The sequence below is a fragment of the Streptomyces sp. NBC_01224 genome, from assembly GCF_036002945.1.
In the GTDB taxonomy this organism is placed as follows: domain Bacteria; phylum Actinomycetota; class Actinomycetes; order Streptomycetales; family Streptomycetaceae; genus Streptomyces.
The window spans coordinates 312,373-338,963 of record NZ_CP108529.1 but is presented as its reverse complement, the minus strand read 5'-3'; the positions used below and the strand labels follow the sequence as shown (position 1 = coordinate 338,963).

General features: G+C 68.6%; 24 protein-coding genes and 2 pseudogenes. 13 read left to right on the top strand and 13 right to left on the bottom strand.

What is annotated here, in order from left to right; all coding sequences use genetic code 11:
• Positions 1 to 47: 47 nt before the first annotated feature.
• Together OG609_RS01570 and OG609_RS01565 are read right to left on the bottom strand one after the other, a co-directional pair.
• Positions 48 to 1,136, bottom strand: coding sequence for a hypothetical protein (locus tag OG609_RS01570; RefSeq protein WP_327271073.1), 1,089 nt, complete (start codon positions 1,134 to 1,136; stop codon positions 48 to 50).
• 120 nt (positions 1,137 to 1,256) lie between these two features.
• A complete protein-coding gene (locus OG609_RS01565) occupies positions 1,257 to 1,565 on the bottom strand; it encodes a hypothetical protein (RefSeq protein ID WP_327271072.1) in 309 nt (102 codons plus the stop codon).
• 110 nt (positions 1,566 to 1,675) lie between these two features.
• Between OG609_RS01565 and OG609_RS01560 the strand changes: the two genes are divergently transcribed.
• Positions 1,676 to 2,578, top strand: a complete 903-nt coding sequence (locus OG609_RS01560) for an oxygenase MpaB family protein (RefSeq protein ID WP_327271071.1) — start codon at positions 1,676 to 1,678, stop codon at positions 2,576 to 2,578.
• A 24-nt stretch (positions 2,579 to 2,602) separates the two neighbouring features.
• Here OG609_RS01560 and OG609_RS01555 read toward each other — a convergent pair whose 3' ends face one another.
• Positions 2,603 to 3,202 (bottom strand): class I SAM-dependent methyltransferase, encoded by a 600-nt coding sequence (locus OG609_RS01555; protein ID WP_327271070.1) that lies wholly within the window; start codon positions 3,200 to 3,202, stop codon positions 2,603 to 2,605.
• A gap of 171 nt (positions 3,203 to 3,373) precedes the next feature.
• Between OG609_RS01555 and OG609_RS01550 the strand changes: the two genes are divergently transcribed.
• The 4 genes and pseudogenes from OG609_RS01550 to OG609_RS01535 all read left to right on the top strand — a co-directional run bounded on the left by OG609_RS01550 (position 3,374) and on the right by OG609_RS01535 (position 7,772).
• The gene (locus tag OG609_RS01550) at positions 3,374 to 4,252 is read left to right on the top strand and encodes an MHYT domain-containing protein (RefSeq protein ID WP_327271069.1); all 879 of its coding nucleotides are present in this window, start codon (positions 3,374 to 3,376) and stop codon (positions 4,250 to 4,252) included.
• A gap of 65 nt (positions 4,253 to 4,317) precedes the next feature.
• Positions 4,318 to 6,881, top strand: a pseudogene (locus tag OG609_RS01545) (sensor histidine kinase).
• Entirely contained in the window at positions 6,878 to 7,315 is a 438-nt protein-coding gene (locus tag OG609_RS01540) for a roadblock/LC7 domain-containing protein (protein ID WP_327271068.1), read from the top strand. Before OG609_RS01545 ends, OG609_RS01540 begins: the two are co-directional and overlap by 4 nt.
• A gap of 22 nt (positions 7,316 to 7,337) precedes the next feature.
• Positions 7,338 to 7,772, top strand: coding sequence for a DUF742 domain-containing protein (locus OG609_RS01535; RefSeq protein ID WP_327277906.1), 435 nt, complete (start codon positions 7,338 to 7,340; stop codon positions 7,770 to 7,772).
• Between the two features lie 112 nt (positions 7,773 to 7,884).
• Here OG609_RS01535 and OG609_RS01530 read toward each other — a convergent pair whose 3' ends face one another.
• Together OG609_RS01530 and tatA are read right to left on the bottom strand one after the other, a co-directional pair.
• The gene (locus OG609_RS01530) at positions 7,885 to 8,460 is read right to left on the bottom strand and encodes a TerD family protein (protein WP_327271067.1); all 576 of its coding nucleotides are present in this window, start codon (positions 8,458 to 8,460) and stop codon (positions 7,885 to 7,887) included.
• Positions 8,461 to 8,626: 166 nt separating this feature from the next.
• Complete coding sequence (tatA, locus tag OG609_RS01525; RefSeq protein ID WP_327271066.1) at positions 8,627 to 8,812, bottom strand: Sec-independent protein translocase subunit TatA; 186 nt, start codon at positions 8,810 to 8,812, stop codon at positions 8,627 to 8,629.
• 191 nt (positions 8,813 to 9,003) lie between these two features.
• Between tatA and OG609_RS01520 the strand changes: the two genes are divergently transcribed.
• Positions 9,004 to 10,494: an LCP family protein gene (locus OG609_RS01520; RefSeq protein WP_442817928.1), complete on the top strand. Its 1,491-nt coding sequence runs from the start codon at positions 9,004 to 9,006 to the stop codon at positions 10,492 to 10,494.
• A gap of 131 nt (positions 10,495 to 10,625) precedes the next feature.
• Here the strand turns inward: OG609_RS01520 and OG609_RS01515 are convergent.
• Both OG609_RS01515 and OG609_RS01510 read right to left on the bottom strand, forming a co-directional pair.
• Positions 10,626 to 11,138, bottom strand: a pseudogene (locus OG609_RS01515) (magnesium-translocating P-type ATPase); the annotation flags it as partial.
• A gap of 100 nt (positions 11,139 to 11,238) precedes the next feature.
• Entirely contained in the window at positions 11,239 to 11,604 is a 366-nt protein-coding gene (locus OG609_RS01510; protein ID WP_327271064.1) for an ArsR/SmtB family transcription factor, read from the bottom strand.
• Positions 11,605 to 11,950: 346 nt separating this feature from the next.
• On the opposite strand from OG609_RS01510, the gene OG609_RS01505 reads away from it, so the two are divergent.
• From OG609_RS01505 to OG609_RS01485, 5 genes are all read left to right on the top strand, one after another.
• Positions 11,951 to 12,622, top strand: a complete 672-nt coding sequence (locus OG609_RS01505; RefSeq protein WP_327271063.1) for a GTP-binding protein — start codon at positions 11,951 to 11,953, stop codon at positions 12,620 to 12,622.
• Between the two features lie 98 nt (positions 12,623 to 12,720).
• Positions 12,721 to 13,134: a roadblock/LC7 domain-containing protein gene (locus OG609_RS01500; protein WP_327271062.1), complete on the top strand. Its 414-nt coding sequence runs from the start codon at positions 12,721 to 12,723 to the stop codon at positions 13,132 to 13,134.
• A 95-nt stretch (positions 13,135 to 13,229) separates the two neighbouring features.
• Positions 13,230 to 14,432, top strand: coding sequence for a DUF6397 family protein (locus tag OG609_RS01495; RefSeq protein WP_327271061.1), 1,203 nt, complete (start codon positions 13,230 to 13,232; stop codon positions 14,430 to 14,432).
• 41 nt (positions 14,433 to 14,473) lie between these two features.
• Complete coding sequence (locus OG609_RS01490) at positions 14,474 to 14,962, top strand: GNAT family N-acetyltransferase (RefSeq protein WP_327277905.1); 489 nt, start codon at positions 14,474 to 14,476, stop codon at positions 14,960 to 14,962.
• Between the two features lie 154 nt (positions 14,963 to 15,116).
• The gene (locus OG609_RS01485) at positions 15,117 to 15,749 is read left to right on the top strand and encodes an LAETG motif-containing sortase-dependent surface protein (RefSeq protein ID WP_327271060.1); all 633 of its coding nucleotides are present in this window, start codon (positions 15,117 to 15,119) and stop codon (positions 15,747 to 15,749) included.
• A 98-nt stretch (positions 15,750 to 15,847) separates the two neighbouring features.
• On the opposite strand, the gene OG609_RS01480 is transcribed toward OG609_RS01485, so the two are convergent.
• On the bottom strand, positions 15,848 to 17,995 hold the full coding sequence (locus OG609_RS01480) for a SpoIIE family protein phosphatase (RefSeq protein ID WP_327271059.1): 2,148 nt from the start codon (positions 17,993 to 17,995) through the stop codon (positions 15,848 to 15,850).
• A gap of 243 nt (positions 17,996 to 18,238) precedes the next feature.
• Here OG609_RS01480 and OG609_RS01475 point away from each other — a divergent pair, with 243 nt between their 5' ends.
• Positions 18,239 to 19,312, top strand: a complete 1,074-nt coding sequence (locus OG609_RS01475; RefSeq protein WP_327271058.1) for an enoyl-CoA hydratase/isomerase family protein — start codon at positions 18,239 to 18,241, stop codon at positions 19,310 to 19,312.
• A 239-nt stretch (positions 19,313 to 19,551) separates the two neighbouring features.
• Here OG609_RS01475 and OG609_RS01470 read toward each other — a convergent pair whose 3' ends face one another.
• The 4 genes from OG609_RS01470 to rhaI form a co-directional block, all read right to left on the bottom strand.
• The gene (locus OG609_RS01470; RefSeq protein WP_327271057.1) at positions 19,552 to 21,015 is read right to left on the bottom strand and encodes an L-fucose/L-arabinose isomerase family protein; all 1,464 of its coding nucleotides are present in this window, start codon (positions 21,013 to 21,015) and stop codon (positions 19,552 to 19,554) included.
• 81 nt (positions 21,016 to 21,096) lie between these two features.
• The gene (locus OG609_RS01465; protein WP_327271056.1) at positions 21,097 to 22,575 is read right to left on the bottom strand and encodes a rhamnulokinase; all 1,479 of its coding nucleotides are present in this window, start codon (positions 22,573 to 22,575) and stop codon (positions 21,097 to 21,099) included.
• A 16-nt stretch (positions 22,576 to 22,591) separates the two neighbouring features.
• Positions 22,592 to 24,637 (bottom strand): bifunctional aldolase/short-chain dehydrogenase, encoded by a 2,046-nt coding sequence (locus OG609_RS01460; RefSeq protein WP_327271055.1) that lies wholly within the window; start codon positions 24,635 to 24,637, stop codon positions 22,592 to 22,594.
• Positions 24,638 to 24,705: 68 nt separating this feature from the next.
• Positions 24,706 to 25,872 carry an L-rhamnose isomerase gene (rhaI, locus tag OG609_RS01455; protein WP_327271054.1) on the bottom strand — a complete coding sequence of 389 codons (1,167 nt, stop codon included), beginning with the start codon at positions 25,870 to 25,872 and terminating at the stop codon, positions 24,706 to 24,708.
• A 272-nt stretch (positions 25,873 to 26,144) separates the two neighbouring features.
• Between rhaI and OG609_RS01450 the strand changes: the two genes are divergently transcribed.
• Positions 26,145 to 26,324 carry a hypothetical protein gene (locus tag OG609_RS01450; protein ID WP_327271053.1) on the top strand — a complete coding sequence of 60 codons (180 nt, stop codon included), beginning with the start codon at positions 26,145 to 26,147 and terminating at the stop codon, positions 26,322 to 26,324.
• On the opposite strand, the gene OG609_RS01445 is transcribed toward OG609_RS01450, so the two are convergent.
• Positions 26,294 to 26,521: a hypothetical protein gene (locus tag OG609_RS01445; protein ID WP_327271052.1), complete on the bottom strand. Its 228-nt coding sequence runs from the start codon at positions 26,519 to 26,521 to the stop codon at positions 26,294 to 26,296. The two genes, OG609_RS01450 and OG609_RS01445, sit on opposite strands and share 31 nt — an antisense overlap.
• Positions 26,522 to 26,591 lie beyond the last annotated feature (70 nt).

Genomic DNA, 26,591 nt, shown 5'->3' with positions numbered 1-26,591 from the left:
GTGGTCGATGGTCGCTGTCGCCTGCTGCCGAGTACCGACAGCCGCGCTCAGCTCGGCCGTACTGCGAGCGCGTCCAGTGCCTTCAACAGGCCGGGCAGTTGCGTGCCGCGCCCGACCGGCAGCACCTCGCCCGGTTCCTCGTCCAGCAGGATGAAGGCGATGTCATCGGTTCTGGCGACCAATGACCAGCCGGGGCCGTCGGCGCGCAGCATTCGCGCGTCGCCCGTGGCGAAGGAGGACCGGACGCGGCCGGGCGGCGGCGGGGTGTCCACATAGGCACGCGCCTCCGCGAGCGCCCGTCGCACACCGGGGTGCACTCCGGAAGATGGGTCCTTCGCGGGGTTCTCGGCGGTGGCGTCGGACCCGTCGCTCTCGGCCTCGTTCTCGACCTCGGCTCCAGCCTCGGCCTCGCCCGAACCTCCAGTCGCAGAGCCGGCCTCTATGTCCACCTCAGCTTTGGGTTCGACCTTGGCTGCAGCGTTGAAATCGTGATCGTCCTTGTCCTCGCCCTCAGGCCCGGCATCGGCGTCGGCACCGTCCTCCTCGACGTCGGCGCCGTCGCCGTCCTCGCCCCCGGCACCGACCGCCCCGCCCGGAGTGATGAAGGCCGTCTCGTCGTCGACCTGCTCGCGCCAAGCCGCCCACTGGTGTGCTATCTCGTCCGCACCCATACGCCGCTGGGCCGGGCCCCACGACTCCGTGTCGGGCGGGGCCAGCGGCGCCGGATCGGTGCCCTCGGCCTCCGGGTCCGGCAGCGGATCGTGCGGGGCGGCCACTCCCGGAGCGGCGACCCCCACCGCGAGGGGCCAGCCGGGCAGCGCGCAGACCACCGAACGGTCCTCGGGGGAGAGGTCATACTCCATTCCGCAGTCCCAGGCCGCGATCGCGACAGCGACCAGCGACACGTCCTCGACGACGACGGTCCAGCGCGCACCACTGCCGTCCTGGCCGATGACCAGCCCGTATCCCCCGTCGTACGGTTCGAGGGCGAGCGCCGCACACGCGGCGGGGTAGTCGTCACCGAGCACGCTCGGGAACTGCGCAGGTGTCAGCAGCACCGCGGTGAGCACATACAGTGCGTCGTCGTCGGTGACTGTGTCGCTCGTCCCGGCCACGGCACCCTCCTCGTCCGTCATGGTTGTCCGTCGGCGCACCTTAACGAGTCGGTAACCCGCTCGTCGAGGCCCTGACAAGGGAAGACGTGGTCCCGGACAAGGGGGGAAGACGTGGGCCCGCGGTCCGGCGGACGGCGGGCCTCAGTCGGCGGGCAGGCCGAGCAGCGTACGGGCCACTGTCTGCGGCGACTCGTCGCGCTCGCGGGCCAGTGCGATGACGGCCCGGCAGGCCAGCTCGCTGACACCGAAGGAGAGCGCCTCGGGCGACACCCAGCCGCACGCCTCGTCGATCCGCGCCTGATCGTCCTCCACGGATGCTGAGACGTAGGTGGCTGCCGCCTCGAACAGATTGTGCTGCTTGTGCCGGTCCTCCCCGAGAGGTGCTGCTGACCGAGCGCCCTTCCGGTCGGATGAGACAACTTTCCGCAGGCTGCCGATTATGTCGATCATGGAGACCGCCCTTCCGGGGAACCGTGCGCGCATGACTTGTTCGTACACACTGACGGTCTTCCCCGTGGACGTAGAGTTGGACCTTCGACCGAGAAAAGGGGGCGAGCACGGTGAAGCGGTACGACCGGCTGAAGGAGATTCAGCGTCTCGATCCGGAACGGGACTTCCTCCGCATCTACCGGATCACGGCAACCTACGAGTTTCCCTGGGACATCACCCGCGCCCTCGAACTAGCTCTGTACCGCACCTATGCAGTCCCCAGCATCGGCAGGCTTCTCGCCGAGACAGCAGAACTGGCGGACCGTTCGCAGAAGCGGTACGACGACACCGCACTGCTCCTCGACACGGTCGTGGAGCACGGCTTCGAGAGCGACCCGGGGCGCACTGCCATCCGCCGGATCAATCAGATGCACCGCAGCTACGACATCAGCAACGACGACATGCGCTATGTGCTGTGCACGTTCGTCGTCACCCCGAAGCGGTGGCTGGACAGCTACGGCTGGCGTCGGCTGTCCGACCACGAACTCCGGGCGTGCGCCGCTTATTACCGGACCCTGGGTGCCCACATGGGCATCAAGGACCTGCCGGAGACGTACGAGGACTTCGAGCGCGCCCTCGACACCTACGAGGCCGAGCACTTCGGCTGGGACGAAGGGGGACGCCGCGTCTCCGACGCCACGCTGGACCTGATGGGCTCCTGGTATCCGCGCACCTTCGCTCCCGTTGCGCGGAAGGCGGCCCTCGCGCTGCTCGATGATTCGCTGCTGCGGGCATTCCGCTACGAACGCCCGGGCTCCGCGGCCCGAAACCTCACCCGTGGCGCTCTGCGCCTGAGGGCCCGGGCCGTGCGACTGCTGCCGCCCCGTACCACCCCGCACTTCGCCCGGCAGAACCCGGAGATCAAGGGCTACCCGGACGGGTACGAGGTTTCCGGGCTCGGTACGTTTCCCACCCCGGGCATCCGCGGCTGTCCGGTCCCGCACAAGCGACGCCCCGGCGCTCCGGCCGAGTGAGCAGGAGCGGGGAGCGCTCGCAGGTCAGAGCGTCCGTACGGCAAGGGCGAGGAACCGGTCGTCCTCATCCGTGTACGACTCGAGCCGCCAGCCCGAACGCACCAGCAGCGGGCGGAGGTTGTGCTCCGCACGCAGGTCGGCGTCCGTGATCCGGCGGCCGTGGCGCGCGGCCAGGGCGGCCCGACCGATGGGGTGGAAGAGGGCCAGTTGCCCGCCCGGCCGCACCACCCGCGCCAACTCCGCCAGGTCCGGTCCGGGATGCGAGAGATGGGAGATCAGCCCAGCCGCGAACACCGCGTCGAGCGACTGCGGCCTCAGGGGCAGGCGGGCGACATCGGCGAGGAGCAGCGCTCCGCTCCGGTCGCGTCCCGTCCGTACCGCCGACTCCAGCATCGCCGCTGTGAGGTCCACGCCCAGGACCGTGCCTCTCGGCCCCACGGCTGCGCGCAGGGCGGGCAGCGCCCGTCCCGTACCGCAGCCGGCGTCCAGTACCGCGTCACCAGGGCCCAGTGCGAGGGAATGGACGGCGGCGGCGTAGGCGGGCCCGTCGTCGGGAAACCGGCTGTCCCAGTCCGCAGCGCGGGCCTTGAAGAAGTCCTGGACGTGTGTGTGGTCATCGGCCATACAGAAATGATCGCGCAGTTGCCACTGGAGCGGAACAGAGCGAAACATCGGGAAACGGGGTGCATGTTCGAGCACTGTGTGATCGTTCGGGAACATCTCTCTGTCATATTTCAGCAGCTTTCGAAATGCGCCCAGGGCGCGCGCCCCCATCGCGACTAGCGTCCCCGATCCATGGGACACCTGGACCACGCCACCTTCGGCTGGCTGACACCTGCGCTGTCGTACGCGATGGCATGCATCGGCGCGGCACTCGGACTGAGCTGCACCGTGCGGGCACTCGACACAACCGGCCGTTCGCGCCGCAATTGGCTGATCACGGCCGCATCCGCCATCGGCTCGGGCATCTGGACGATGCACTTCGTCGCGATGCTCGGCTTCGGCGTAACCGGCACCGATATCCGCTACAACGTGCCGCTCACCCTGCTCAGCCTGCTCGGCGCCATGGTGGTGGTCGGCGGTGGCGTCTTTGCCGTCGGCTACAGCCGCGACCGGACCAGGGCGCTGCTGCTCGGCGGGTTCGCCACCGGACTTGGCGTCGCCAGCATGCACTACCTCGGCATGGCGGCACTCCGTCTGCACGGCGCGATCCACTACGACCCGCTGCGGGTCTCACTCTCCGTCGCCATCGCTGTCGTGGCCGCCACGGCGGCTCTGTGGGCGGCGCTCAACATCAAGTCACCCCGAGCCGTCGCGCTGGCTTCCCTCGTCATGGGGGCGGCGGTCAGCAGCATGCACTACACCGGAATGCTGGCGGTCTCCGTGTACGTCGCGCCCTCCGGAAGGGAACTTCCCGGGGCCACAACCATGCAGTTCATCTTTCCCCTGGCCGTCGGCCTGGGCTCGTACCTCTTCCTGACCTCGGCTTTCGTGGCGCTCTCCCCGACGGGCAGGGAACGTGCTGCCTACGTCTTCGCCGAACGCACCGCAGGACCCACCGAAACGGACTCATCCGCGGCCACACAACACGGATTCACCGAGCGCGGGCCCGTCTTCCGGGCACGACGTGGCGACGTGAGTGACCACGACGCATCGCCCGCCACCACGCCCTGACGCCCCTGCACCCGGCCGACCGGCACCTGCGACACACCCAGCTCCACACCCGGAACGAGGAGGCCATGCGCCCACCCCGCACGACCCCGGAGGCCGGTGCGACGGCGACCTCCCGGCCCACCGCCCCACCGACGCGCGGACGCCGCGCGCACGCGGGCCCGCCGGCCGACGAGAGCGCCGAGCACGACCTGAGGCCGCTGCTGACACACGACACATCCGCGCCGCGCGGACGGTGGACGCTGCGGCCCAGGACCGTACGCGCGAAGATCATCTCGCTGCTGATGGTGCCGGTCGTCTCCCTGCTCGCCCTGTGGGGTTTCGCCACGGTCACCACCGCCCAGGACGTGGCACGGCTGCGCCAGTTGCAACAGGTCGACGACGAGGTCCGGGCCCCCATATCCACCGCTGTCGCGGCACTCCAGAGCGAGCGCCGGGCGGCCATGCTCCAGTCCGCGGCCCCCAGCAGCGCCCAGGCAGCCGAACTGGAGCATCGGACCAAGCGCACCGACACCGCGCTCGCCGCCCTGCGCCTCGACAGCGGCCACACCATCGCCGACACCGGCAACCTTCCGGCCACCGTCGCCGACCGGCTCGACCGGTTCCTGGACCTCACCCACCGACTGCGCGCCGACACGAGCGATGCGGGCGACGAGAACGCCGTATACGACCAGTACACCGCGGCCGTCTCCGCCGCCTTCGGCGTCTGCGGAGCCCTCACCGGGATCCAGGACGACGCACTCGGCTCCGACGCCCGCGTCCTGCTCGAACTCTCCCGCGCCGACGAGATGCTGGCCCGCGAGGACGCCCTGCTGGCCACGGCCGCTCGCACAGGAGCGCTCAAGGGCGGCCAACTGCGCCTGTTCACCGGAGCGGTGGATTCCCGAAGGAACTTCACGGAGACCGCGGGCGCAGATCTGCCCGCCACCGAGCGGGCCGCCTGGCAGAGGTTCACTACCGGGGACGCCTACCGCCAGATCCAGTCCGTCGAGGACACGGTGCTCGCCGTGCCCGCCGGTCGCGATGCCGCGCAGGCAGTGCCCGCCGCCGACTGGGAACGAGCGGCGGACCATGTACGGAGCGAGCTGCGCACCATCGATACCACCGCCGGCCAACGCGCCGCCGACCGGGCGAATCCACTCGCCCGAGGACTGTTCAGCCCGTCCGGAGCCGCAGTGCTCTTCGGCTGCGTCGCCGTCGCCGCCTCACTGGTGATCTCCGTGCGCATCGGTCGCGGACTCGTCGTCGAACTCGTCAGTCTCCGCAACAGCGCCCTGGAGATCGCCCGCCGCAAACTGCCTCGCGCCATGCAACGGCTACGTGCGGGCGAGGAACTCGACATCGGGGCCGAGGCCCCGCAGGGCCCGGCCACCAACGACGAGATCGGCCAGGTCGGCGAGGCACTCGGCACAGTGCACCGGGCAGCCCTCAGCGCCGCCGTCGAACGAGCCGAACTCGCCGATGGCATCTCCGGAGTCTTCGTCAACCTCGCCCGGCGCAGCCAGGTGCTGGTCCACCGCCAGCTCAACCTCCTCGACAGCATGGAACGCCGCGCCGACGACCCCGACGAGCTGAGTGATCTCTTCCGGCTCGACCACCTCACCACCCGGATGCGACGGCACGCCGAGAGTCTGATCATCCTGTCCGGGGCGGCGCCGGGACGGGCCTGGCGGATGCCCGTACCGCTGAAAACGTCGTACGCGCCGCCGTTTCCGAGATCGAGGACTACGCCCGCGTGGAGGTACGGCAACTTCCCGACGCCGCGGTGAAGGGCACAGCCATCGCCGACCTCACCCACCTGTTGGCCGAACTCATCGAGAACGCGGCACAGTTCTCACCGCCCCACACCAAGGTGCGCATCAGCGGCGAGCCCGTGGGCAACGGCTACGCCCTGGAGATCGAGGACCGCGGTCTGGGCATGGGCAATGAACTCCTCGGCGAGGCAAACCGACGCATCGAACAGGCGGAGGCACTCGACCTCTTCGACAGCGACCGGCTAGGCCTCTTCGTCGTCAGCCGGCTCTCCGTACGCCACCACATCAAGGTTCAGCTGCGGACCTCCGCGTACGGCGGAACGACCGCGGTGGTTCTGCTGCCAACGGCACTGCTGCAGACGGCACTTCCGGCGTCCGAGGCGCCCGCCGCGCCGGGGAACACCTCGGTCCAGCGCCAGGAGGACCGGAACCGTCCGCCCTTTGGACCCGGACCCGGCCCCCGTGCGGTGAGACCGCGGACCACCGCCTTCCCGGCGCCGGTACCGGTACCCGCGCTCGAGCCCCGCACGCAGACTGCTGGCGCAGTCACCTCGCTGCGCGGACGTCCGGGCGGAACGGACAAGCACAAGGCCGAGGCCCACTCGGAAGAGCAGCCCGACGACGGCACTCTGCCGCGCCGCGTGCGGCAGGCCAGCCTCGTTCCGCAACTGCGCGAGGAGCCCCACCCCGACGAACCGCCACACGGTGACCCGAACGACAAGGACCGCCCCCCGGAGCGCACCCCCGAGCAGGCCCGGGACCGCATGACCGCCTACCGCAACGGCTGGGTAGCCGGCGGCGGCACCGCCCCCGGCTCATCCTCGTCCCGCCCGGGCACCACTTACCCCCGTCCACACTGCGAAGGAGACCATGCGTGATCGCGAACGAGAGGACCGGGGCACGCCACACCTCGGGCGAACTCGACTGGCTGCTGGACGATCTGGTGACACGGGTCGGCGAGGTCCGCCACGCCGTCGTGCTCTCCGGCGACGGCCTCGCGGTGGGCGCCTCCAGCGCCCTGAGCCGCGAGGACGCCGAGCATCTGGCCGCCGTAGCCTCCGGATTTCACAGCCTGGCCAAGGGCGCGGGGCGCCATTTCCGGGCCGGGAACGTACGCCAGACCATGGTCGAGATGGATGAGGGCTTTCTGTTCGTCGCGGCAGCGGGCGATGGATCCTGCCTCGCCGTACTCAGCACGGCCTTCGCCGACATCGGACTGGTCGCCTACGAGATGGCCCGGCTCGTCAAACGGGTGGGTGAGCATCTGCGCACCCCGTCGCGGTTGGCCGCACCCCCGTCGGCTGTCGGCTGAGAGGGCGGAGACGGCCGTGTCCATGACCGACGAGGGCCCAGGAGGCATCCCGCGGACCCCGGGCCCGGACACACGTCCGGGCAGCCAGTGGTACGACGCCGAAGCCGGCCCGCTGGTCCGCCCGTACGCCGTGACGGGCGGCCGGACCGAACCGGGCCCCACCGGCGTGCAGTTCGATCTGATCGCACTCGTCACCTTCGACGACGACGCGCGAAACGGCTCCGAGGAATCCCTGCTCGGTCCCGAGCACCGAGCCCTGCTCGACCTCTGCCGGTCGGAGACCCAGTCCGTCGCGGAGCTCTCCGCCGACGCCGACCTTCCGGTCGGAGTCGTACGCGTACTCCTCGGCGATCTGCTCGAAGTCGGCTACGTACGCGTCAGCCGCCCCGTACCGCCCGCACAGCTGCCGGACGAACACATTCTTCGCGAGGTGATCAACGGTCTGCGGGCTCTGTAGGGGCGCTTCGGTGACGCGGCCGGGCCGTACACGGAGCAGGCGGGCCCCTCTCCTCGCCCCGGCGGCGGGAGGGGAGAGAGGCCGGGCTCGTCGACCGTACGGTGTCTCGGGGTCAGACGTTGACCCCGTAGTCGGATGCGATACCGGCCAGGCCCGAGGCATAGCCCTGGCCCACCGCACGGAACTTCCACTCCGCGCCGTGCCGGTACAGCTCACCGAAGACCATGGCGGTCTCGGTCGAGGCGTCCTCGCTGAGGTCGTAACGGGCCAGCTCGACGCCGTTCGCCCGGTTCACCACACGGATGAACGCGTTGCGTACCTGGCCGAAGCTCTGACCACGGCTCTGCGCGTCATGAATGGAGACCGGAAAGACTATCTTCGCGACATCCGCCGGGACAGCCCCCAGGTCCACATTGATGGACTCGTCGTCGCCCTCGCCCTCACCGGTCAGATTGTCGCCGGTGTGCTGGACCGAACCGTCCGGGCTCGTCAGGTTGTTGTAGAAGACGAAGTGCAGGTCGGAAAGGACCTTGCCGGCATCCGAGCACAGCAGCGCGCTCGCGTCCAGGTCGTGATCCGCCCCCGTGGTCGTCCGAACGTCCCAGCCCAGGCCGACCGTCACTGCGGTCAGGCCGGGCGCCTCCTTCGACAGGGAGACGTTGCCGCCCTTGGCCAGGGTCACACCCATGAACTTCCTCCATTGATCCAGTGGTCCAGCGATTCGGTGATGTGGTGATCAGCGCTTCTTCGGCCGTCATACGGATCAACGACGGTGCCTCGCCCGTGGTTCCCTCGCTTGCGCAATACCTGAAGTGGCCGGCAGAGAGGGCGTTGTACGTCGGTGAGCCGATGTCTCATGTGCGTGGGTCGGTACCGGGACTCACATTGGTCTCCTTCATGGCCTTCGCCTCACTCTTCAGGATCCGCATGGATTTGCCCAGGGCGCGAGCCGTGTCCGGCAGCTTTTTCGAGCCAAACAGTGCGATGACCACAATCGCCACGATCAACAGGTGCCAGGGTTCGAGGCCGTTGCGCAACATGTGTGTCCCGTCCTTCCTTTCGGCGTCTTGGCCGGTGTTTCCGCTCGGGGTTCGCGAACAGTGCTTCAGGCTTGCTGTGGAAGGTCCGGTGATCCACTCGAACAGCGATGCTTGCCAAGTTACGCAACTGTACAACCATGGGGCGGCGGAGCGCGTCCTTCATCATGGAAGCCGGACGGACGGGGTGGCCGATGACAGGAAGTCACAATTCAGCAGCGGGGTCGCGAAGGGGCAGTCGGCTGCGGCGAACAGCCGTGTTCGGGTTGTCGTTCCTCGTGCTGCTTGTCGCGGGCGTCGGGTGGGCCTACCTCAAACTGAACGGCAGCATCGACACCTTCAGCGCGGACGGGATCTCGGGCGACCGGCCACCCGTCTCGTCGAACGGGCAGAACGTCCTGGTCATCGGATCGGATTCGCGCGCGGGCGACAACAGCAAACTGGGCGGCGGCATGGGTACGGTGGGGCGCTCCGACACCGCGTTTCTTCTTCATGTGTACACCGACCGCAAACACGCGGTCGCCGTGTCCATTCCCCGTGACTCCCTGGTCGACATCCCGGCCTGCAAGATGCCGGGCGGCGAGTGGACCGCGCCGCAGCACGACGTGATGTTCAACGGTGCGTTCTCGGTGGGGGAGACGGCCGAGGGAAACCCGGCCTGCACACAGAACACGGTCGAACAGCTCACCGGCCTGCGCGTCGACCACACCGTCGTCATCGACTTCGCCGGATTCTCCGCACTGACATCGGCCGTCGGGGGCGTTCCGGTGTGTCTGCCCCAGGACATCTACCAGCGAGACCTCAGCCCGAAGCGGCCCACACGGGGCGCCCGGATCTTCGCGAAGGGTCCGCAGACAGTCTCCGGACAGCGGGCACTCGACTACGTCCGGCTCCGGCATGGCATCGGTGACGGCTCGGACATAGGACGGATCAAGCGCCAGCAGGCATTTGTGGCCTCCCTCATCAAGAAGGTCAAGTCCCAGGGGCTGAACCCCACCACATTGCTGCCCCTCGCCGACGCGGCCACCGACGCGATGACCGTCGACCCCGGGCTCGGGTCGGCCGACCGGCTTCTGTCGTTCGCCATGTCGATGAAGAACATCGACCTGCACAACACCAAGTTCGTCACTGTCCCCTGGCGTTACGAGGGCTCGCGCGTCGCGATAGTCGAACCGGACGCCGACGCGCTCTGGGCAGCGCTGAAGGCCGACCGTACGGTCGACGGCCAGGACGCCAGCGGCAAGGGATCGGCCGAGGGCAGAGAGACGGCGAGCAGCCCGGCGCCGCCTGCGGCCGCCACCCCGGTCTCCGGCACGGGCATCAGCATCGCCGTCTACAACGGCACCCCGGTCAGGGGACTCGCGGCCCGTGCCACCGAACTTCTGCGCGCCCGAGGCTTCACCGTCACCACCACGGCCAATGCGAGCAGCCAGGACTACGCCTCGACCGTCATCGAGTACGGACCGGGCCTACGGAACGAGGCAGAGACCACCGCGCGGCTCTTCGCCGGAGCCAGTACGACGGCGTCCGACACCGCCGGAATCCAAGTGATCCTCGGCAGTTCCTACGCCCAGAACCCATCGTTCGCACCCGAGACCCCGGCACCCTCCGCCGTGCCGTCCACCGTCGCCGACGGGGCGCGGTCGGCCGACGACGACCCGTGCGCGGACCTCTCGTACGGCTGACCGGCCCGCGGCGGCGGGAAGGGGCGCTCAGAGCGGTGCCGGGACTGTCCGGAGCTGCAGCGCCGGGTGACGGGGAGTCGCGAAGTCGTACGACTCGTACAGAGCGGCGCCGTCCTCTGTGGTGTTCAGGCCAGCCCCCGTTCGTCGGCCGTCGGGTATGTACCGAGCCGGGCAGGCCGCTCGCTCCGGGCCACCGCGAGCAGCCGCAGACCGTCCGCGGCCTCGCGCGTGGCCAGGCCCCTCAGCCGGTCCCGTTCGGCATCGTCCAGGGCACAGCGGTCGAGTACTGGCTCCACTGCCCCCTTCGTGACGAGGGCGTGGGTGCCGAGCCTGCCGGGGCTGCGGACGACCGCGGTGGCGAGGCGCCGCACCGGATCGAACGGCAACGCGGCCACCCTGTCGTAGGCGGACAGCGCCCCCTCCTGCTCCCCGGTGGCGTCCAGAACCGCCTCGTCCAGTGCGTCGGGGGCGGGGAGTTCAGCGAGCTGCAGCGTCCAAAGTGCGTTCACCGCGCCCCAGTGCGGCACTTCGGGATCGGGCCGGCCCGCCCCGTTCAGCGACCGTTCGACGACTGGCCGGTCCTGGGTGAGGGTTCCGGTCTTGTCCAGACACAGCACGTCGATCGGACCGAGATCGTGCAGAGCGCGGGCGGCGCGCCGGCCGACCGTTGCGCCCGCTATCGGCACGGTCACGGCGGACGACTGGTCGGGATCGGTGCTGCCGGGACCTGCGGCGGCACTGCTCTCAGGCACCGAGCTCATGGAGGCGTACGGGGTGCGTGGGCGCGTGTCCGGCGCGTACGGCGAGCTGGCCGACCATCAGCCGGACGACCGTCACCACGTCGGGGTCGTCGACCAGGTACACCTGCCGGCGGCCTTCGCGGCGTGACCGTACGAGACCGGCCAGCTTCAGCTTCGTCAGATGCTGGCTCACCGAAGGAAGGGTGCCGCCCACCCGGTCCGCGAGGCCGGTCACATCGCTCTCGCCCTGGGAGAGGGCCCACACGATGTGCAGGCGCGCAGGCGTCGCCAGCAGGCCGAAGGCGGCAGCCGCCTCCACCAGTACCTCCGCGGGCGGATCCTCGAAACCGCCGTCGGCAGTTGTCGACACTCTTGCTCTCCCTGTCCGCGTGGGCCATTCCTCGCACCCGAAACACCCAGTGTAGGCGCCGAACTGCCGCCGTCCGCGGGTCCATGCGTTTGTGAGCGGCCCGTGCGCTCACGACCGGGAACGGCAGGGGCACTCCGCCAGAAGCATCGGATTGTGGACTCATCCGGGCAGTCGGTGAGCGGGAACGGTCACATCGCTAAAAAAGCGATCCCGTCCCACGGGACAGGTTCTCGTTTGCCATGCTGTCGCCGTACTCATGCTGGCGGTCCACGGAATCCGAGCCCTTCAAGACAGCTCCGACCTGCTTATTCAGCGTCTTGGGACTCACTGGTGAGAGAAGTGATCGATGCCTTCCGAGCACGCTGACAACACCCACGGGGAGACGGCCGAGGAGGCCGTGGAGACCGACGCTCTCGCACTGAAGATTTTGGTCGCCGGAGGCTTCGGGGTCGGGAAGACGACGCTGGTCGGCGCGGTCAGCGAGATCCGGCCGCTGCGGACGGAGGAACTCCTCAGCGAGGCCGGACAGTCGGTCGATGACACCGGCGGGGTCGATCAGAAGACCACGACGACCGTCGCCATGGATTTCGGACGCATCACCATCCGGTCCGGTCTCTCGCTCTATCTGTTCGGCACGCCGGGACAGGACCGTTTCTGGTTCCTGTGGGACGAGCTTTCCCAAGGGGCGCTCGGGGCCGTCGTTCTCGCCGACACCCGGCGCCTGGAAGGCTGTTTCCCGGCCGTCGACTACTTCGAGCACCGTGGCATCCCCTTCGTCGTAGCGGTCAACTGCTTCGCGGGCGCCCGCGCCTACGGCGAACGCGAAGTGTCCCGTGCCCTCGACCTCGACCTCGGCACGCCCGTCGTGCTGTGTGATGCGCGTGACCGGGACTCCGGCAAGGAAGTCCTGATCCGCACGGTCGAATACGCCGGCCGGATGCACACCGCCCGGCTCCTCGACTCGGTGAGCCGACCCTCCCGGCGCGCATCTGTTGCGCGCCAAGGGGCCAGGACTTAGCCACATGACGGAGGAGTGCTTGCCCGTACGCGACCAGTGCGCGAGGCTTACGCGAAACGTGGGGCACGGGGAACGTATGAGCGGGGAGGAGCGGGGAAATGGCGCTGGACAGGGAACTCGACTGGCTCCTTGACGATCTCACGAGCAGGGTCGAGCACATACGGCACGCGTTGGTGCTGTCGAACGACGGGCTGGTGACCGGAGCGAGCACAGGCCTGGCGCGTGAGGACGCGGAGCATCTCGCAGCGGTCTCGTCCGGGCTGCACAGCCTCGCCCGCGGATCGGGACGCCACTTCCGCGCAGGGAAGGCCCGGCAGACCATGGTGGAATTCGACGAGGCACTGCTCTTTGTGACTGCCGCAGGGGACGGCAGCTGTCTGTGCGTGCTGAGCGCGGCCGAGGCCGACGTCGGGCAGGTCGCGTACGAGATGACGCTGCTCGTGAACAGAGTCGGAGAGCATCTCGGTGTTGCCGCGCGTCAGGCGGGAAGCGAAGGAGACAAGCGGACCTGACCCGGCCGTGGGAGTTATCCACAGGCCGGGCGAGCGATGCCCTCCCGGGCTACGGTGCTCACAGAGAGTAATGGAGTCTCGCGGGGGAGAGCATCATGACTGTTACCGAAGCTGTGTGTACGGAGACCGCAAGCACGATGGCTATGGGCACAGCAGCCCAGGAACTTCAGCTGAAGCGCGGCGAGTTCGCCATTGCCGTGCATCTGGGTCTGGTCCGCGTGCTGGTGCAGCAGGGTGGCGGAAGGTCGAGGGTCCGCAGGGAGGAGGTCGACCGGCTGCGGTTGCAGGACGGGTTCCCGGAGGCGCTGCGCGAGAGGGTGCACACTGTCGGGACGGCGGAAGGTGCCCAACTGCTCAGGATCAGTCCGGACCGCTTCACCAAGCTGGCCCGCTCGGGATGCCTCACTCCGATCATGTTCTACCTCAACCGGTACCGGGCGGTGGTCTGGCTCTATCTCGCCCAGGAGCTTGCGGAGTTCGCCGCCAGGGAGTCTCAGCTCCTGGCGGGGAAGAGCCCGGCCTGGGTACGTAGCCGGTTGGCGGGAGGTGCCGACTTCCGTGCGCACAACTGGCGCTCGCGCCGCATCGAACGGCTGATGAGCCTCACGGAGGACCCCTGGGCCCGCGCGGCCGTGCTCGCGGTCACGCTGGACCCGGTGCAGTTGGCGGAGGTGGTCGACGATCCGTATGAGCGCGCCTACCTCGCCAGGATCCGGCCCGAACCGGTCTTCGGGCCAACGGGGTCGCCTTCTGCGAGGGAGGCCATGGGGCGTCTGATGCAGGCCGACGAACCGGACGAGATCCTGTGGCGGCGGGTCGGCCTGATCACGGAGCTGGACAACGCCCGGGAGGCCCGGCCGGCTCCGCGTCCGGGCGACGAGTGGCGCCCCGGCCCCGGCCCCGGCCCCAGGAACGGCCCCGGCCCCGGCCCCAGGAACGGCCCCGGCCCCGGCCCCAGGAACGGCCCCGGCCCCGGCCCCAGGAACGGCCCCGGCCCCGGCCCCGGGAACGGCCCCGGGAACGGGCTCGAGAGGGAGCAGGAACCTGAGCCCGAACCCGTCGTTGAGCCCGAACCTGCCTCGGTCTGCGAACCCGAGGTCTTCCACCCCGACCCGGTATTTGGTCCCGTCCCGGCGTCCGAGCCCGCACCAACCTTCGTTCCTGTACGCGATTGCGATCCGGTACGTGATCCGGCGCCCGATCCCGCACTTGCGCCGACAGCGGCTCCAGAAGCCGCACTTGGGCTGCTCGCCCGGCTCGGTCTGCGTAGGCGCGCATCCCGGCCTCCTTGCCGGTAAACAACTCGCGCAGGGAGAACGGCACCGGCATCCTGGCCCACATGCTGATCAGGGAAGCCACTGCCGAGGACTGGCCCGCCATCTGGCCGTTCTTCCACGAAATCGTCGCCGCTGGTGAGACTTTCACCTACCCGCTCGATCTCGGTGAGGACGACGCCCGCTCATGGTGGCTCCTCGAGTCACCGAACCGCACAGTCGTCGCAGTCGACGACGACGGGAGCGTCCTCGGCACGGCAAAGATGAACAACAACCACATGGGCAACGGCGCGCACATCGCCAGCGCCAGTTACATGGTCGACCCCAAGTGTTCCGGGCAGGGTGTGGGCCGGGCCCTGTGCGTGTATACGCTGGAATGGGCTCGCTCATCGGGGTTCCGGGCCATGCAGTTCAACGCCGTGGTGGAGACGAACACCTACGCCGTCCGGCTCTACCGCTCGCTCGGCTTCGAAATCCTGGGAACCCTGCCCGAGGGGTTCAACCATCCGAAACAGGGATTCGTCGGACTGCACATCATGTACCGCCCTCTGTGACAGCCGTCTTGTCCGTCATGTCCAAAGCGGTGGTGATGTGGGGTCAGTTGTGACATCGCATGCTTCGTGGGGCGGGTGCGCGCGTACATATCAGGGGCAGTACTGTGCGCCCCACCGCCATTCAGGCGATGAAACTTATGCGGAGGAAGAATTCATGACCATACCCAGGAGATCGTTGCGTGCTGCGGGGACACTCGCGGCCGCAGCGGTGGTCGGCCTGACCGGCACGGTCCTCTCCGCCGGCCCGGCCGCAGCTCACACCCCCACCTGGGGCGTGACCTGTACCGAGGTGAGCCTTGACCTGACTGCCTACAACGGCAACGTCACCAACCAGGTGACCGTGACCGTCGACGGCAAGGACCTCCTGCCCACCGAGACCTTCGGCAGGGAGCTCCACAAGAAGCTTGAGCTGCCCAAGCACGACAAGGAACTGACGGTTCACCTCGTCGTCAAGGCCGGCGACGGCGACAACTTCTCGCGCGACGAGACCAAGCTGGCACCGGTGTGCGAGGGCACCACCCCGTCGCCCGCGCCGCCCGAGGCCACGCCGTCGCAGGCGCCCTCCTCGCAGGCGCCCTCGGAGGCACCCGTCGGGAGCGGCACGCCCAGCGAGGCAGCTTCGGAGTCCGCCCCCGCCGCGGCCTCTCCGAGCCCCAGCTCGCCGGACCTGGCCGAGACGGGTTCCTCGTCCGCCACTCCGATCATCGGTGGAGCGGCTGTGGCCGTCCTGCTGGCCGGTGGCGGCATCATGTGGTCCGTGCGCAAGCGTCGTACCGCACAGCAGTGACGTAGACCGGTGGGTCCTGGTGGAGGAATGCGCCAGGACCCACCGGTCGAGGGGTGTGTCGTCCCGCGCGCGGGACGACACACCCCTCTGCGCTTTCCTCACACTTGCTCCTGCTCCTGCTCCGCGGTCGGCAGTGGGGGAGTGGAGGTGGGGGGCGCCGACGGACCGATCTCGCACCAGACGGCCTTCCCTTCGCCGCGAGGCTCGATGCCCCAACGGGCGGCGACGGCATCCAGGAGCAGCAGGCCTCGACCCGATGTCGCGGTCTCGCCAGGGCTGCGACGTCTCGGCCACACGCTTGAACGGTCCTGAACCGACAGCCGGACCCGCCGGACGGGCTCCGGCAGCACCTCCAGAGTGAGTACCGCGCCACTTTCCGTGTGCAGAAGTACATTCACCAGCAGTTCCCCGGTCACCAGCTCGGCGTCGTCGGCGAATTCGGCCATGTCCCAGTCGGTCAGGGCCTGGCGCACGATGGTGCGGGCGTCGGACAGCCCCTCCGGGTCCGCCTGGTGGATGTACTGGTGCAATCGCGGAGCCCGAGGCGACCCAGGGTCCGGGCTGCGCCGCAGCACCAGCAGGGCGACATCGTCCCCCGAACCCCAACGCTCCCACAGCCGGTCCGACAGATGATCGGCCAGCGCCTGAGCGCCCGCAGGGCCCGCGCCGACCTCATTGATCAGAGCCTGCACGCCCGTATCGACATCGACCCCCGGCTCTTCCACGAGTCCATCGGTGTACAGGACAAGGGTTTCGCCCGGCACCAGGTCGAGACGGGTCTCCGGAAACTCCTCGTCCTCGAAGTCGGTCGAAATACCCAGGGGCAGACCGCCCCGCACCTGCGGGCTGCTGACCCGACCGTCCATATGCCGGATCAGCGGTCCGAAGTGCCCGGCGCGCACCACACGCACGGTCCCCGAGGCGAGATCGACCTGGGCGTACGTACACGTCGCGAAGCGTTCCGTGTCCAGCTCGGCGAGGAAGCGAGAGGCCCGGGCCAGCACCGTCGACGGATGGTGTCCCTCACCGGCGTACGCGCGCAGGGCGATGCGCAACTGGCCCATGATGGCGGCGGCATGCGTGTCATGACCCTGTACGTCACCCACGACGATGCCGAAGCGGTTCATCGGCAGCGCGATCACGTCGTACCAGTCACCACCGACCTGGCGTCCGCTCCAGGCCGCGTGATAGCGCACGGCTATCTCGCCACCCTCGATCTCCTGGACCCGTCGCGGCAGCATGGTCGACTGGAGGCCGGTGGCGAATTCGCGCTCCTCGTCGAAGAGCTTCGCCCGCTGCAGGGACTGGGCCACGATGGCAGCCAGCCCCAGACACAGATTGCGCTCATCAGCGTGGAAAGGCGTGTTTTCGCGGTAGAAGAGCGCCAGGGTGCCGAGGGAACGCGCCTGGGCGACGAGCGGCAGATAGGCGGCCGCGCGGAATGCCAGCCGCCCTGCGTAGGGAGTCAGCACGGGATAGCGGTGGATGAGTCCCGGGACCGAGGTCAGGAACCGGGGGCGGCCGCTGAGAATTGCGTCGGCCAGGGGGTACCTACGGTCCAGACCCGTGGATCCGAGCTCGTCGATCGCCTCCAGTGGGTCGCCGCTCAGGGCGATGACGTTCAGTGTGGCGTTCTCGACCAGACCGAGTGCGAGGCCGTCCGCGCCGAGCCGGTCCAGCCCGCCCGGTCCGGTGAGCGCGGCGGTCACATCATCCACGGTCACCGCATGTGACAACGCGCTCGTCGTGCGTTCAACAATGCTGGTCTGGCGCTGTCGTCGCTTTTCCAGGTCCCGCACGAAGGCCGAGTGGGTTACCTCTGCCGTCGCGTCCCGTACCACCCCGACGACCCGGTGCGCCCGGCCGTCATCGCTGCGCAGTATCCGCGCCTGGATATGGGTCCACTGGTCCCTGCCGTCCTCGAGCGGTACCCGAAAGTGCACGCTGTACGAGCTGCGCCCACCCCTGATCGCCTCGTCGATTGCCACATTGAGTCTGGTCCGCTCCGAAGGATCGAGCTGTTTCACCAGGGACTCGGGCCGTGAGTCGAAGGTCAGTGGGTCCAGCCCGAAGACCAGCAGGCCCGCTTCGTCGATGTCGAGCGTGTGGGCATCCATGTCCCACTCGAAACTGCCTGTCCGATTCATGGCAAGGCGCTGCGCCGTCGCGGTCTCGCCGTTGTGCGCCTTCTCGATCAGCAGGCGGGGCGGGACGGATGTGCTCGGTTGCCGGTCGTAATCGGTCATTCCTGCTCCGGACGTCTTCCGGCGGGGCAGCCGGGCGGCACGGCCCGTACGGGGTGTCTCAATTGTCGAACCGGTTCGGGCAGGCTGCCACAGCGGAAACCCGGCAAAAACCGGGCTGAGGGCCGTTCCGGGCCGCCTCCGCACCCCTGCTTCCCGAGCCCGGGACCCGCCCCGCAGAATGGCAGCGGAAGATCGTCCGCGATCGGCGGGCGATACGGCACAGGGGCTGACCGGAGCGCATTCATGAACCACGACGATCCCGTCCTGCTGCAAACCGAAGGACGCATCCGGCACATCACGCTCAACCGCCCGCGCGCCCTCAACGCGCTGAACCACGCCATGGTGGCGCGCATAGACGGAGCACTCGCCGAAGCCGAGCTCGACGACACTGTCACCGCGGTCCTGATCATTGGGGCGGGGGAGCGCGGCCTCTGCGCCGGCGGCGACATCCGCTCGATCCACGAGGACGCTCGCGCGGGCGGCAGCACATCGATGGACTTCTGGCGTGACGAGTACCGGCTCAACGCCCGTATCGCCCGATTCCCCAAGCCATATATCGCGATCATGGACGGCATTGTGATGGGCGGCGGCGTCGGTGTCTCGGCCCACGGCGACGTCCGGATCGTCACCGAACGCTCGCGCATCGCCATGCCCGAGACCGGCATCGGCTTCGTCCCCGATGTGGGCGGGACGTATCTGCTCGGTGCCGCGCCCGGTGAGCTCGGCACCCATCTGGCGCTCACCGCGGATGCGGTCGGCGCGGGTGATGCGCTGATGTGCGGGCTCGCCGACCACTTCGTACCGTCGCAGCGTCTCGCCGAGCTCACCAGGGCCCTCGCCGCCTGCGGTACGGCTGTCGAGATCGAGGAGACGGTGCGGAGGTTCGCCTCGCCCGCGCCGGGCGGCGAACTGGATGTGCACCGCGAGTGGATCGATTCGTGCTACCGGGCCGACTCCGTCGAGGAGATCCTCGACCGCCTCGACAACAGCGGTGTCCCCGCCGCCAAGCAGGCCGCCGAGACGATCCTGGCCAAGTCGCCCACCGCGCTCAAGGTGACACTCTCCGCCCTGCGCAGGGCCCGCAGGCTCGACAGCCTGGAGGCGGTGCTCGACCAGGAGTACCGGACTTCGTGCACCGCCTTCGCCAGGCCCGACCTGGTGGAAGGCGTGCGTGCCCAGATCATTGACAAGGACCGCAGTCCCCGGTGGAGCCCGGCGGATCTGGCCGAGGTCTCCGAGGCCGACGTGGCGCTCTTCTTCGCCACGCTGGGCGACCGAGAACTCGGCCTGGCCTCCGGCTCCCGGACGACGGACTGATCTGACGAATACGGACTTACGACCTCGCCCGCGATTGTCAGCGGCGTCGCGGTGTCCGGGACCTCCGCCTCCGGCGTTGTCGTCAGTCGCCGACGCTCCGCGTCGACTCCCTCCTCCGCCTTGGATTCGAAGGCCCCGGACGCCGCTCCTTCTCCCACTGCCAATCGTGGGCGAGGTCGTAAGGCAGGCCGAGGCGGGCGAAGACGGAACTGAGAAGGACCGGGACTGCGGAGGCCGGTTCAGAGGTCGTTGGGGCCGGTGACGGTGCGGAACGGGATGCCGAGGAGGTCTGCCGCGGCCTTGAGGTCCTTGGCACGGTGGCCGGTGCAGAGAGTCCAGTGGTGGCCGATGCCGGTCGAGGACCAGGCGTCGGTCCACTCTCCGGGGTCGAAGCCGAAGTCGACGCGGGAGGTGGTGTTGCCGATCTCCAGCAGGGGTCCCGGGACGACTTCGCCCTCGGAGGCGATGAACGCAAAGGTGCCGTCCGCCTCCTGACCGATACCGAACGTGGTGACCGGACCGTGTTTGACGTCGAACTCGACGCTGACGCCCCACCCGCGTTTGCCGTGGTACACGCCCAGCCCGCGCAGCAGCGGATCCTTGGCGCTGATCGAGAGGTGGGCGGGGCCGTCGTGGCCCATCTCGACGACCCGGTCGTGGAAGTTGAGGGCCTGGAGCTCGGTGAAGGAGCCGCCGGCGCCGATGGTGTCGGCGATCAGCATGGCGAGGCTGGTGCGCAGCTCGTACTCACCGGCCATCGGGACGCCTCGGGCGGTCAGCAGCGACGCGCCGAGGATCATGCCCGCGCCGAGCCGCTCGTGGATCTCGCCCTCGAGTCCGCGGTGGTAGTAGGCGAGGCTGTCGAGCTCGAAGTCCTCGACGAGCCGGTCGAGTCCGACCGACACGCGGGCGGCCCAGGCGAGATCGTCCTCGTCGACGGAGTCGTCGAGGGTGAAGACCGTACGCGCGAGCGCAACGCGTTCGGCGGCCTCCTCGTCCGTCACGGCGGCGACCCGGACCCGCAGGTCGTCGAATTCGAGGACTTCGACGTGTCCGCCGAACTGGGTGGAGACCAGCGTCATGTCGGTGGAGACATCGAGCATCCCGGGGTAGAGGTGGCCCATCAGCCCGTGCCGGGCGTGGCGCATCGCGCCACGCACCTGCGCGGCCGAGATCCAGCGGCGGATCCGGTTCCAGGCGTTCTCGTCGTGCAGATGGCCGGAGACGGAGCGGAAGGGGATTCCGCTTCGCCGGAACACATTGGCGACCTCCGGCAGCGGGCACTGTCCGCAGTATGCCAGCCACTTGCCCGTGTCGGTGTTCGGGTGGTCCATCGCCTCGGTCGGCTGGAGGTCGATGACCAGTACCGGAGTGTGGGTGCGCTGGGCGATCGGCAGGACCATCGAAGCCGTGAGATATGTCGTCAGGAACATCACGACGATGTCGCAGTCGGCCCTGCGCAGCTGTTCAGCCGCCTTGGCGGCCTCCTGCGGGTCGGAGATGAAGCCGGCGTCGGCGACCTCGCAGCCCATCTCCTCGAACCGCCCGGTCACGAAGCGTGCCGATTCCTGCAGCTGGTCGAGGAGGCCGGGGAACTGCGGCCAGTACGCGCCGAGTCCACCGGAGACCAGACCGACACGGGTGCGGCGACGCGTGGTGCGGGCGAGCACGCCGTCGAGCACGGCGGGAGATACATCAGTCATGAGTTTCCTTCCTTCGTCGTCCATCGAGTACCCGGGCTTCCACGGAGAGGGGCCCGGACTCCCGGTCGAGGTGTCCAGGACTCAGGCCGGCTCCAGCCTTGCGGCAGCCCGGTCCCAGGCCCCTTGATCTCCCTGAGGGGTGTAGTGGCGCAATTTCTGCGTCTGCGCGACGAGTCGTCGCATGTCCATGAGGTCGCCGACCAGGCCATGGGCGCGTGCCTGCAGCAGTACGTTCCCGAGCGCGGTCGCCTCGGCGGGACCGGCCGTGACCGGGAGGCCGGTGGCATCCGCGGTCCACTGGCACAACAGCTCGTTGCGTGAACCCCCGCCGACGAGATGGATCCGGGTCAGCTCCCGCCCCGCAAGACCGGCGGCCTGCCGCAGCGTCCTGCGATGCGCCAGCGCCAGGCTCTCCAGCACACACCGCACATACCCGCCGGGAGTGTCGGGTGGTTTCTGTCCGGTCCGTACGAGATGGGCGTCTATGCGCGTCGGCATGTCACCCGGAGCGAGAAACGTCTCGTCGTCGGGGTCGATCAACGCGGCGAACGGCCGGGCACGGGCCGCCTCTGCGAGCAGTTCGGCCAGGCCCGGAGCCGCACCCTGCCGGTCCCAGGCACGGCGGCACTCCTCCAGCAGCCACATGCCCATGATGTTGCGGAGATAGCGGACAGTGCCGTCCACCCCGCGTTCATTGGTGAAGTTTGCCGCCCGGGACTCCTCCGTCAACACCGGGGCCGCCAGTTCCAGACCTGCCAACGACCAGGTGCCACAGGACACATACGCGAATCCGGGCTCGACCGCGGGCACCGAGGCGACCGCCGACGCCGTGTCGTGCGAAGCGACGGTTGTCACCGGTGTACCGGCCGGCAGCCCGGTGTACTCGGCAACATGCGGCAACAGTGTCCCCGCCGGGTCACCCGGCTCACGCAGTGGCGGAAACCAGGAACGCTCCAGACCCAGTCGGCCGATCAGCGCATCGGACCAGGTCCCGGCAGATGCATCGAACAGGCCGGTCGTCGACGCGTTGGTGATTTCCGCGCCCACCGTTCCGGTCAGCCAGCGCACCAGCAGATCGGGGATCAATAACATCGTCCGTGCCGCACCCCAGTGGGCACTCGCCTGATGCGCGGCGAGCTGGAACACCGTATTGAACGGCAGATGCTGCAAGCCGCTGACGGAGTACAGCTCCTGCGCCCCGCATTCGGCCAGCACTTGTTCGACTGCCTGGCCGTTACGGCTGTCGCGGTAGTGGAACGGCAGCCCGAGCAGGGCCCCGTCGGCATCGAGAAGGCCATAGTCGACCGCCCAGGTATCGATGCCGACCGAGGCGATCGGACCGCTGCGCGCAGCGGTCCGCAGACCGTCCAGCATCCCTTGATAAAGGGCGAGCACGTCCCACCGCAGCCCGTCCGGCAGCCGGACCGGGGTATTGGGGAAGCGGTGCGCCTCGGTCAGCACGAGCTTCCCGGGACCGGCCCAGCCGGCGATCACCCGGCCGCTGGTGGCACCGAGATCCACGGCCGCGAAGACCGCTTCGCTTAGTGACGTCACAGACATGGAACTCTCATCCGGGTCATCGCAGGAACGCCGCCGTCACACCGGCGTCGACGGGAATGTGAAGACCGGTCGTGTGCGTGAGGTCCCCGCCGGTCAGTGCGAAGACGGCGTTCGCGACGTGCTCCGGGAGCACCTCGCGCTTGAGGAGGGTCCGCTGGGCGTAGAATTCGCCGAGCTTCTCCTCCTCGATGCCGTACGTCGCCGCACGCTGGGCACCCCAGCCGGCCGCGAAGATCCCCGAACCGCGCACCACACCATCGGGGTTGATGCCGTTCACTCGGATCCCGTGCTCGCCCAACTCGGCCGCCAGCAACCGCACCTGGTGAGCCTGATCGGCCTTGGTCGCCGAGTAGGCGATGTTGTTCGGGCCCGCGAACACCGCGTTCTTCGACGCGATGTAGACGATGTCGCCGCCGAGGTTCTGCGCCCGCATCACCCGGGCGGCCTCACGCGAGACCAGGAACGAGCCGCGCGCCATGATGGCGTGCTGAACATCCCAGTCCCGGGCCGTGGTTTCGAGCAGCGGCTTCGAGATCGAGATCCCGGCATTGTTCACTACGAGATCCACACCGCCGAACGCGAGCACCGCTGCCTTGAACGCCGCGGCGATCTGCTCCTCACTGGTCACGTCGACCGTCACCGCGACAGCCTTGTCGGGCCCGCCGAGCTCCTGCGCCACCGAGACGGCGCTCTCCGCATTCAGGTCCGCGACGACGACACATGCCCCCTCCGCGACCAGCCGGTGCGCGATGGCCTTGCCGATACCGGACCCCGCACCCGTTACCAGCGCCACCCGGGTGGCCAGCGGCTTGGGCTTCGGCATCCGGCGCAGCTTGGCCTCCTCCAGCTCCCAGTATTCGATCCGGAACTTCTCGGACTCCTCGATCGGCGCGTACGAGGAGACGGCCTCGGCGCCGCGCATCACATTGATGGCATTGAGATAGAACTCCCCGGCGACCCGGGCAGTCTGCTTGTCCTTGCCGAAGGAGAACATGCCGACTCCGGGCACCAGCACGATTGCCGGGTCCGCGCCGCGCATCGCGGGGGAGTCGGGGCTTGCGTGACGCTCGTAGTACGCGCGATACGCCTGCCGGTACTCCCTGTGCAGTTCCTTCAGGCGTGTCGCAGCCTCGTCCAGCGGGGAGTCCGCGGGCAGGTCGAGGACCAGTGGGCTGACCTTCGTACGAAGGAAATGGTCGGGGCACGAGGTACCGAGCGAGGCGAGCCGCGGGTGTTCGGTGCGGGATAGGAAGTCCAGCACAGGCTCCGTGTCGGTGAAGTGGCCCACCTGCGGTCGGTCGGTTGAGGCCAGACCGCGGATCAGCGGGGCGAGCGCGGCGGCTCGCTCCCGGCGCCGCTCCTCGGAGAAGGCCTCCCGGCCGGCCCACACGGGGCCGAACGGCTCCGCCTTGCCCTGCTCCTGAAGGAATGCCTCAGCGGTGCGGATCATCCATAGCGCGTTGTGCTCGCACTCCTCGGACGTCTCGCCCCAGGCCGTGATGCCATGGCCGCCGAGGATCACACCTACGGCCTGTGGGTTGGCCTCCTTGACCGCAGCGATGTCCAGACCGAGCTGGAACCCGGGCCTGCGCCAGCCCACCCAGGCCACCTTGTCGCCGAAACACTCCGCCGTGAGTTTCTCACCGTCGGCGGAGCACGCCAGCGCAATCCCCGAATCCGGATGCAGATGATCGACATGCGCCGCCTCGACCAGTGCGTGCATCGCCGTGTCGATGGACGGAGCGGCGCCGCCCTTGCCGTGCAGGCAGTAGTCGAACGCCGACACCATCTCGTCCTCGCGCTCCATCCCCGGATACACGTTCTTGAGCGCGCGCACCCGGTCCAGGCGCAGCACGGCGAGACCGGCCTCGGTCAGCGTGCCGAGATCACCACCGGACCCCTTGACCCACAGCAGCTCGGTCTCGCCGCCGGTGACCGGGTCGGTGGCGGTGGCCTTGACCGATGTATTGCCACCTGCGTAGTTGGTGTTGCGGGCGTCGGAGCCGATCCGGTGGGCGCGCGCCAGGAGTGCGGCGACTTCGGCGTGGGTCGCGGACGTCATGAGATTCCTTCGGTGTCGGGGGGCGGGCTGAGTCGGTCGGACGGGTGTACGGGGGAGGGGACGGAGGCTCAGGCGCCCCAGCCGGCCTGTTCGCCACCGACCCGGGTGGCCGCGATCCGCTCCTGATTGCCCGAGGCCAGGTATGCGGCGAACGGATCCCTGGCCAGCCCGATCTCATCGCGCACCTCGGCGAGCAGCGGACGGACATCGGTGTTGTATGCGTCCATCAGGACACTGTTCGCGGCCAGCACATCGCCGGACTGCTGCGCGGCGGTCAGCGCATCCATGTCGATCAGCAATGCCTTGGCGGTCGCTTCCTGCACATTGGCGACCGACCGGATCACGGCAGGGATCTTCGCCTCGATGTTGTGGCACTGGTCGAGCATGAAGTTGATGTCCGCCTCGGGCTTCATGCCGCCGTTCTTGACCACCTCGTGCATGATCCGGAACAACTGGAACGGGTCGGCGGCCCCGGCCATCAGATCGTCGTCGGCGTAGAACCGGGAGTTGAAGTCGAACGCGCCGAGCTTTCCCGCACGCAACAGGAACGCCACGATGAACTCGATGTTGGTACCCGGCGCGTGGTGCCCGGTGTCCACGACGACCTGAGCCTTCGGGCCGAGATTCAGGCAGTGCGCGTACGCCGTACCCCAGTCCGGCACATCGGTCGTGTAGAACGCCGGCTCGAACAGCTTGTACTCCAGCAGCACCCGCTGGTCGCCGCCCAGCCGCTCGTACACCGCGGCCAGCGCCTCGGCGAGCCGGTCCTGACGGGCCATGATGTCGTCCTGCCCGGGGTAGTTCGTGCCGTCGGAGAACCAGAGCTTGAGATCGGGGGACCCGGTCTCGTCCATGATGTCGACGCACTCCAGCAGATGGTCCGTGGCCTTGCGGCGCACCTTCGGGTCGGGGTGTGTGACCGATCCCAGCTTGAAGTCGTCGTCCTGGAAGACGTTGGAGTTGATCGCACCGATCCGCAGCCCGAGATCCTCGGCATGCCGGGTCAGCGCTGAGTAGTCATCGACCTTGTCCCACGGGATGTGCAACGAAACCTTCGGTGCCACACCCGTGAACGCGTTCACCTGCGCCGCGTCCTCCAGCTTCTCGAACGGGTCGCGCGGCACTCCTGGCTGCGCGAACACCTTGAACCGGGTTCCGGAGTTCCCGTACCCCCACGACGGTGTCTCGATCACCTGGGACTTCAAAGCTGCCTTGACGGCCGACACATCAGACATGAACACCTCACAAGCGGAGTCATCCAGCGACCGGTGGTCGTTCGGACGATATGAATCGTTTCAGTTGGACCGTACGCTAGGATTACCACAAGCTTCTAGTCAAGCGGCTAGGTGTGTTCTCTTCCTGACTTGAATCAATTCACCCCATGGATGGGGCGGGCGCACTGGCAGAGAGGGTTGACCACGGGACGAGCGATTGGGTTCGGGCCGACAGGCATCGAGTGCGCTCGGGGTGCTCCTGAGGGCGCCTTGCCCGCTGACTCGTTCAGAGCATGGTGGCGCATCCGAGCGACGAGGTGAAGAGCGACAGCGCGGCGACGGACGGCTGTGACCGCCGACTGCCGGACGGGGCGGGGCTCTTCGGTCCGGTCCGCCCGGCGATGGAGAACACCGCAACCGCGGTGCCGTTCAGCAGAGCCGTTCAGCGACCGCTGCCGGACATGCTCGGCTGAAGCGAGCGCACGAGATCGAAGAACCGGGACTCGTTGCCGCAGAGCCCCGCACGCTCCAGCGCGCCATCGGCCTCCGCGATTGGCGAGGCGAGCAATGGCATGTACAAGGGGCTCTCGTCAGGTTCCGCGAGCGCGGCCCGAGTGGCCTCCAGCAGTCGGACATACGCCTGGGCCGCGGCGAGTTCGTCATTGCGCATCTCAGCATCTCCCGGTCAGAGGTGTCGGACCCACCAGCATCCCCCATGGGTCTGACAACGTACTTCCATA

Coding starts and splice junctions, on each gene's coding strand:
- OG609_RS01470 (WP_327271057.1), bottom strand. CDS start 21,015: ATGACTGATGTATCTCCCGCCGTGCTCGACGGCGTGCTCGCCCGCACC.
- OG609_RS01490 (WP_327277905.1), top strand. CDS start 14,474: ATGCTGATCAGGGAAGCCACTGCCGAGGACTGGCCCGCCATCTGGCCG.
- OG609_RS01505 (WP_327271063.1), top strand. CDS start 11,951: ATGCCTTCCGAGCACGCTGACAACACCCACGGGGAGACGGCCGAGGAG.
- rhaI (WP_327271054.1), bottom strand. CDS start 25,872: ATGTCTGATGTGTCGGCCGTCAAGGCAGCTTTGAAGTCCCAGGTGATC.
- OG609_RS01570 (WP_327271073.1), bottom strand. CDS start 1,136: ATGACGGACGAGGAGGGTGCCGTGGCCGGGACGAGCGACACAGTCACC.
- OG609_RS01500 (WP_327271062.1), top strand. CDS start 12,721: ATGGCGCTGGACAGGGAACTCGACTGGCTCCTTGACGATCTCACGAGC.
- OG609_RS01475 (WP_327271058.1), top strand. CDS start 18,239: ATGAACCACGACGATCCCGTCCTGCTGCAAACCGAAGGACGCATCCGG.
- OG609_RS01445 (WP_327271052.1), bottom strand. CDS start 26,521: ATGCGCAATGACGAACTCGCCGCGGCCCAGGCGTATGTCCGACTGCTG.
- OG609_RS01485 (WP_327271060.1), top strand. CDS start 15,117: ATGACCATACCCAGGAGATCGTTGCGTGCTGCGGGGACACTCGCGGCC.
- OG609_RS01480 (WP_327271059.1), bottom strand. CDS start 17,995: ATGACCGATTACGACCGGCAACCGAGCACATCCGTCCCGCCCCGCCTG.
- OG609_RS01450 (WP_327271053.1), top strand. CDS start 26,145: ATGGTGGCGCATCCGAGCGACGAGGTGAAGAGCGACAGCGCGGCGACG.
- OG609_RS01565 (WP_327271072.1), bottom strand. CDS start 1,565: ATGATCGACATAATCGGCAGCCTGCGGAAAGTTGTCTCATCCGACCGG.
- OG609_RS01530 (WP_327271067.1), bottom strand. CDS start 8,460: ATGGGTGTGACCCTGGCCAAGGGCGGCAACGTCTCCCTGTCGAAGGAG.
- OG609_RS01555 (WP_327271070.1), bottom strand. CDS start 3,202: ATGGCCGATGACCACACACACGTCCAGGACTTCTTCAAGGCCCGCGCT.
- tatA (WP_327271066.1), bottom strand. CDS start 8,812: ATGTTGCGCAACGGCCTCGAACCCTGGCACCTGTTGATCGTGGCGATT.
- OG609_RS01520 (WP_442817928.1), top strand. CDS start 9,004: ATGACAGGAAGTCACAATTCAGCAGCGGGGTCGCGAAGGGGCAGTCGG.
- OG609_RS01550 (WP_327271069.1), top strand. CDS start 3,374: ATGGGACACCTGGACCACGCCACCTTCGGCTGGCTGACACCTGCGCTG.
- OG609_RS01460 (WP_327271055.1), bottom strand. CDS start 24,637: ATGACGTCCGCGACCCACGCCGAAGTCGCCGCACTCCTGGCGCGCGCC.
- OG609_RS01535 (WP_327277906.1), top strand. CDS start 7,338: ATGACCGACGAGGGCCCAGGAGGCATCCCGCGGACCCCGGGCCCGGAC.
- OG609_RS01465 (WP_327271056.1), bottom strand. CDS start 22,575: ATGTCTGTGACGTCACTAAGCGAAGCGGTCTTCGCGGCCGTGGATCTC.
- OG609_RS01495 (WP_327271061.1), top strand. CDS start 13,230: ATGACTGTTACCGAAGCTGTGTGTACGGAGACCGCAAGCACGATGGCT.